Annotated in this window: 7 protein-coding genes; 2 read left to right on the plus strand and 5 right to left on the minus strand. The window is 74.2% G+C overall.

The genetic code is table 11. The features are described from left to right. The coding region (locus tag ACFV4G_RS04445; RefSeq protein WP_380436347.1) for a GNAT family N-acetyltransferase at positions 1 to 446 on the minus strand (446 nt) is incomplete at its 3' end. A gap of 210 nt (positions 447 to 656) precedes the next feature. Here ACFV4G_RS04445 and ACFV4G_RS04450 point away from each other — a divergent pair. Continuing rightward, complete coding sequence (locus tag ACFV4G_RS04450) at positions 657 to 1,706, plus strand: polysaccharide deacetylase family protein (RefSeq protein WP_380436349.1); 1,050 nt, start codon at positions 657 to 659, stop codon at positions 1,704 to 1,706. 35 nt (positions 1,707 to 1,741) lie between these two features. On the opposite strand, the gene ACFV4G_RS04455 is transcribed toward ACFV4G_RS04450, so the two are convergent. The 4 genes from ACFV4G_RS04455 to ACFV4G_RS04470 form a co-directional block, all read right to left on the minus strand. Then, positions 1,742 to 2,179 carry a YchJ family protein gene (locus ACFV4G_RS04455; protein ID WP_380436351.1) on the minus strand — a complete coding sequence of 146 codons (438 nt, stop codon included), beginning with the start codon at positions 2,177 to 2,179 and terminating at the stop codon, positions 1,742 to 1,744. A 64-nt stretch (positions 2,180 to 2,243) separates the two neighbouring features. Further along, positions 2,244 to 2,900 carry an NADPH-dependent F420 reductase gene (locus tag ACFV4G_RS04460; protein ID WP_380436353.1) on the minus strand — a complete coding sequence of 219 codons (657 nt, stop codon included), beginning with the start codon at positions 2,898 to 2,900 and terminating at the stop codon, positions 2,244 to 2,246. Between the two features lie 128 nt (positions 2,901 to 3,028). Further along, entirely contained in the window at positions 3,029 to 4,102 is a 1,074-nt protein-coding gene (locus ACFV4G_RS04465) for a polyprenyl synthetase family protein (RefSeq protein WP_380436355.1), read from the minus strand. Then, on the minus strand, positions 4,099 to 4,512 hold the full coding sequence (locus tag ACFV4G_RS04470; RefSeq protein ID WP_380436357.1) for a hypothetical protein: 414 nt from the start codon (positions 4,510 to 4,512) through the stop codon (positions 4,099 to 4,101). Before ACFV4G_RS04470 ends, ACFV4G_RS04465 begins: the two co-directional genes overlap by 4 nt. A 212-nt stretch (positions 4,513 to 4,724) precedes the next feature. Here ACFV4G_RS04470 and ACFV4G_RS04475 point away from each other — a divergent pair, with 212 nt between their 5' ends. Next, the gene (locus ACFV4G_RS04475) at positions 4,725 to 5,102 is read left to right on the plus strand and encodes a hypothetical protein (protein ID WP_380436359.1); all 378 of its coding nucleotides are present in this window, start codon (positions 4,725 to 4,727) and stop codon (positions 5,100 to 5,102) included. Positions 5,103 to 5,196: the final 94 nt, after the last annotated feature.

Genomic DNA, 5,196 nt, shown 5'->3' on the forward strand with positions numbered 1-5,196 from the left:
TGGGGGGTGTAGCGGGCGCGGGCCTCGCCGAGGTCGAGGCGGGTGTCGAGGACGATGCGCCCGGCGCCGAGGGCGCGGGCGGCGGAGTCGACGGCGGCGAGCAGGCGGGCGCCGCCGCCGGTGCCGCGCAGGCCGGGGCGGACGTAGACGCGGGTGAGCTCGACGGTGGCGGCGTCGAGGCGGCGCAGCCCGGCGCAGGACTGGGCGCGGCCGTCGTAGCGGCCGATCAGGAACAGGCCGGTGGGCTCGGCGAGGTCGCCGCTGGGGGTGTCGGCCAGGCCGGCCTCCAGGACCTCGGCGTCGAAGTCCTCGCCGTGGTGCAGCCGTCCGTACCGGTTGGCGACGTCGTAGTAGTACTCGCGCAGCAGGGCCAGTGCCTCGTCGGTGGTCACGTCGGCGGGGGTGACGGTCCAGGCCGGGCCGGGTGCGGTGGTGCCGGTGGTCATACCCCGCATGGTCGCCGTGCGGGCGGCCCGGCGGCAAAGGGTTTTCGCGGTGCGTGCGGGGCCGTCCGGCCGTCCTGCGCAGGGCAAAGCTTGGGCAAGGTCCCGGGCGGGTCGTTCTGCCGTGCGGGTGACGGGGGGATTGACGGGGGTGCCCTCCGGGGGAGCAGTGGCGTTATGAACGCACCATCAGATCATCGCATTAATGGGGGTTTGAAGGGCAGTCACCCGGCCCGGAGGGGTCTGCGGACCGGTCTGCTGGCCACCGTCTGCCTCTCCGCCGTCGTCGCCGGCTGCGCCGGGCCGTCCGGACCCGCCGGGCCCAAGGCCGCACCCGCCGGCGCCGCCAAGGCCGCCAAGGCCGCCAAGGCCGCGGAGGTCGCCAACGCCCCGAGCGCCGCACCGGCCGCCCAGGCGGAGGCGGCGGCCGCCGGGGAGCCCGCCGTCGACCGGGCGGGGGCCCGCCCGCCCGCCGCGCCGCCCATGCTGCCGGGCCTCGCCCGCAAGGAGGAGGAGAGCAGCAGCGAGGCCGTCGCCCGCCAGGAGACCGCCGTCCGCGCGGCGTTCGAGACCGCCCAGCGCTGGGGCCTGGCCGAGCCGCCGCTGAAGGCGCCCCCGCCCCCGGCCGCCAGGCCCCGGCTGCGTGCGATGCAGGGCGTGAAGCTCAAGGACGGCCGCCCGCCCGTGGTGTTCCGCGTCCCCACCGACGACAAGGTGGTGTTCCTGACCGTCGACGACGGCGCCGAGAAGGACCCGCAGTTCAACAAGATGGCCGCCGAGCTCGGGATCCCGCTCAGCGCCTTCGTCTCCGACTACCTCGCCCGAGAGAACTACGGCTACTTCCGCGACCTCCACTCCCAGGGCGTGGAGATCAACAACCACACCATCAACCACCGCAACCTGAAGATCCACGACTACGAGACCCAGCGCTACGAGATCTGCACCCAGCAGGACCAGCTGGAGCAGCAGATCGGCGTCCGCCCCCGGCTGTTCCGCCCGCCGTACGGCGAGTACAACGACGACACGCTGCGCGCGGCCGGGTCGTGCGGGGTCCAGGCGGTGCCGCTGTGGAACGAGGAGGCCTTCCCGGACCACATGGAGTGGCGCTACGACGACCAGAAGCTCCACCCGGGCGACATCATCCTCACCCACTTCCGGGGCACCGAGGACTGGAAGGCCACGATGCCGGACCTGCTCCGCAAGGTCCTGAACGAGGTCACGGCACAGGGCTACGCCCTCGGGCGCCTGGACGACTACCTGTAGCCGTGCGGGCGGGAGCCGGGAGCGGGCAGCCGGTCTCAGCCGAGCGAGAGGGCGTCGAGGTACACCCAGGCGCCCTCGTGCCGGACGAACCGGCTGTTCTCGCTGAGCACCCCCTCCTCGTCGCCCTCCGTCCAGTACGCGCGGAACGCGACGGTGCCCCCGGAGTGGAACGCGCCGCCCTCGGTGGTGGCGCCGACCTCCAGCCGGGTCCAGCGCAGCGCCGGGTCGAAGTCCACCGAGTCCGGGCGGGTGTCCGGGTGCCAGCTGCGCAGCAGGTACGCCTCGTCCTGCACGACGAAGGCGCTGAAGCGGGAGCGCATCAGCGCCTCGGCCGTGCGGGCCTCCGCCACACCGCGGTGCATCCGGCCGCAGCAGTCGCCGTAGGAGGCGGACAGGCCGCACGGGCACGGGGAGGAGGGCAGCAGCCGGGGCGCGGGGGCGGCGGCTCGGGGAGCGGGGCGACGTCGGGACATGTGGTCCATTGTCCCCCGTGCGCTCCGCTCCCCGCGCGCCGCCCCCGGGCCCCTCGGGCGGCCGTTACGCGTTGCGCTTGAACGAGTAGTTGAACTCGCCGGTGCCGAAGTGGCGGTAGAGCCGCAGCCAGAACGGCATCATCATCTCGGTCGCGCGGGCGCCGCTGATGTCCCCGAGATCGATGATCCACTCCGCCGGCCAGCCGAACTCGCCGAGCAGCGCGACCGCCTCGGCCTTGGCCGCGTCGTCGTTCCCGGAGACGAACAGGTTGTGCTCGCCCGGCAGGACGGCCGGGTCGACCATCACGGCGACGTTCATCGTGTTGAGCGCCTTGACCACCCGGGCCGCCGGGAACTCCCGCTGGATCCGCTCGCCGACGCTGTCGGTGTTCACCGGGTCGAGGGTGAGCTCGCCCTCGGGGGAGAACACCAGCGGGTTCGACACGTCGATCAGCAGCTTGCCCGCCAGCCGCTCGGCCCCCGCCGCCCGCAGCGCCGACAGCGCGACCGTGCCGCCGGTGGCGTTGAACACCACCTCGCCGAAGTCCGCCGCGTCGGCGAAGGTGCCGCAGTGGCCGTGCGGGCCCGCCGCGGCGGACCAGGCCAGCCCCTTCTCGTTGTCCTTGGTCCGCGAGCCCAGCGTGACCTCGTGGCCGAGCGACACCAGCTTGCTCGCCAGCGTCTGCCCGACCACGCCCGTGCCGATGATTCCGATGCGCACAGCTACTCCGCATCTCCCGTGAAACGCGCCCTCGTGGAGCGTTGCCGGCGACGACGATAGTTGACCCGGGCTCAGTCCCGAAGGACCGTCCGGCGAACGGGTCCCGGTTGCGGGCCGGCCTGCGGCAGTCAGCGTCCCCGCTCGACCACGAACCCCGGCAGCGCGAGGAGGAACTCCCGTGCCTCGTCCGCCTCTTGCTCCCCGCAGGCGTCGGTCGCGCCGAGCACCCCGTCGATCTCCCGTTCCGCCGCCGCGACCAGCCCGGCCGCCGCCTGCCGCGCGCTCTCCACGCACTCGTACGCCGCGAGCCGGTCGAGCAGCCACCGCACGTCCTCGGCGGCCTCCGGGCCGCGCTGGGACCTCGTACGGCTCAAGTACCGCTCGGCTCTGGTGCGTTCGGCGGGGGAGCAGCGCTCCAGGAGGTGGATCAGCATCAGCGTCCGCTTGCCCTCCCAGAGGTCCCCGGCGATCTCCTTGCCGTACTCCTCCTGCGTCCCGGCGAGGTTCAGCACGTCGTCCTGGATCTGGTAGGCCGCGCCCAGGTACCAGCCGAACCGGTCCAGCCGGCCGGAGTCCGCCGAGGGGCCCTCGGCGACCAGCAGGCCCGTGCGGCACGGGTAGAGGAAGGTGTACCAGGACGTCTTCTTGAGGCACAGCCGGTAGTAGTCGCCGGGGACGAGGGCACACGCGTTGTCGCGGATCCAGGCGATCTCCAGGGCCTGGCCCTCCAGCGACTGGCGGCACATGAGCTCGGTCTCCTCGAACAGCCGCCAGGCCAGCTCGCCCCCCAGCCCCCGCCGGTTGGCCATCAGCCGCTGGAGGCCGAGCAGGTGGGTGGCGTTGCCGACGTTGAGCGCGACCTCGACGCCGTACGCGGCCGGGAGGGTGGGCTCGCCGCGCCGCAGCTCGCTGCCGTCCTGGATGTCGTCGTGGATCAGGAAGGCGTTGTGGAACAGCTCGACGGTGACGGCCGGGTTGAGCGCGCGGCCCGGGTCGCCGCCGAAGGCCGCGCAGGTGGCGAGGCACAGCGCCGCGCGCAGGCCCTTGCCGGGGCGGGCCGGGTAGTCGGCGGCCAGGTCGTAGAGGTAGGGCGGACTCTGCTCGGGGATGTGCCGCAGCAGCGCGGCCACCGTGCGCTCCCGGTAGCGGGCCAGCACCCGTTCGACCAGTTCGGCGCCGCCCGTGAGCCGGGGCGGTGTCACTCCCCGGGCCGCTCGTCGGGCTCCCCGGCGGCGGTGCGGTGCGGTCCGAAGGCGGTGCTCAGGCCCTGGTTGGCGAGGGCCGGCGCGAGGCGGCTGAGGTTGAGCAGCAGGTCGACGATGTCGTGGGCGTTCTCGGCGATCCTGCGCGTGTGCTCGGCGGCGTCGCCGGCCGTGTTGCCCAGCACCCGGGCGCTGACGGCGTCGATCAGTTCGTGGGTGTTGTCCGAGACCCGGCGCACCAGCCGCCCGAACTCCTCCTGGTCGACGCGGTGTTCGTCGACGAGGCGCTCGCCCGCCGCCTTGGCGTCGGCCAGACCGGCCGCCAACTCGCGCTCCAGGACGGCGGCGGCTTCCGAGACCGCCCGCTCGCCCTGCTCGCCCGCCCCGCTGAACCGACCGGCATCGGGCATGGCCGACCTCCTGGCTCGTGCCCCGGCCAGCCCGGGGTGCACCGTCGCAATGCTTGCCGATGGTACACGCCCGTGCGCGGAGCGTGTCCGGAGTTCGCGGCCCCATTCGGCGCCCGGGGCTCGGCGAGTCGCCCGGCACCCTCCGTTCGTCACTGATAGTAGTTGCGTGGTTTCGCTGCGAAGGAGCTGGCGACGGCACGAAGGAGCGGTCAATGGGTGGCAGACAGCGTCCGCCGAAGGCGCGGACCCCGCGGCAGAAGGTGGACACCCGCGTGGAGATCGCCCGCCTGGAGGGCTTCCTGGCCTGGGAGGCGGAGGTCGCCGCGGCCGAACGGGACGCCCGGGCCTTCGCCGGCCAGTTCGCCTGGCTGCCGGCCGCCGAGCGCGAGAGCCTGGAGCGGGCCTACGCCGCCGACCGGCTGCGCTACGCCGAGGAGGTCGTGGACCGTGCCGTCGACCGCTGCCGCCGCCTCGCCGCCCGCTACCGCAGCGAGTGCCGGCGGATCTGCGCCCGGTGGGCCGCCCTCTGCCTGTCCGTGACGCTGGCGGCCGCGCTGTTCGCCGCCGTGCCCGCGATCCTGCGGGGCTGATGCTGCGACAGGGCGCCGCGACAGGACGCCGCGACGGGGCGGGGGGGCGCCGCCCCCGGGCGGGCGGGGGGGCCGCGCGCGGGGGGGGGCTGGG

It is taken from the genome of Kitasatospora sp. NPDC059747, from assembly GCF_042732955.1.
In the GTDB taxonomy this organism is placed as follows: Bacteria; Actinomycetota; Actinomycetes; order Streptomycetales; family Streptomycetaceae; genus Kitasatospora.

What these genes read in the sequence shown, in the direction of transcription:
- ACFV4G_RS04470 (WP_380436357.1), bottom strand. Translation starts at nt 4,512, where the DNA reads ATGCCCGATGCCGGTCGGTTCAGCGGGGCGGGCGAGCAGGGCGAGCGG.
- ACFV4G_RS04455 (WP_380436351.1), bottom strand. Translation starts at nt 2,179, where the DNA reads ATGTCCCGACGTCGCCCCGCTCCCCGAGCCGCCGCCCCCGCGCCCCGG.
- ACFV4G_RS04475 (WP_380436359.1), top strand. Translation starts at nt 4,725, where the DNA reads ATGGGTGGCAGACAGCGTCCGCCGAAGGCGCGGACCCCGCGGCAGAAG.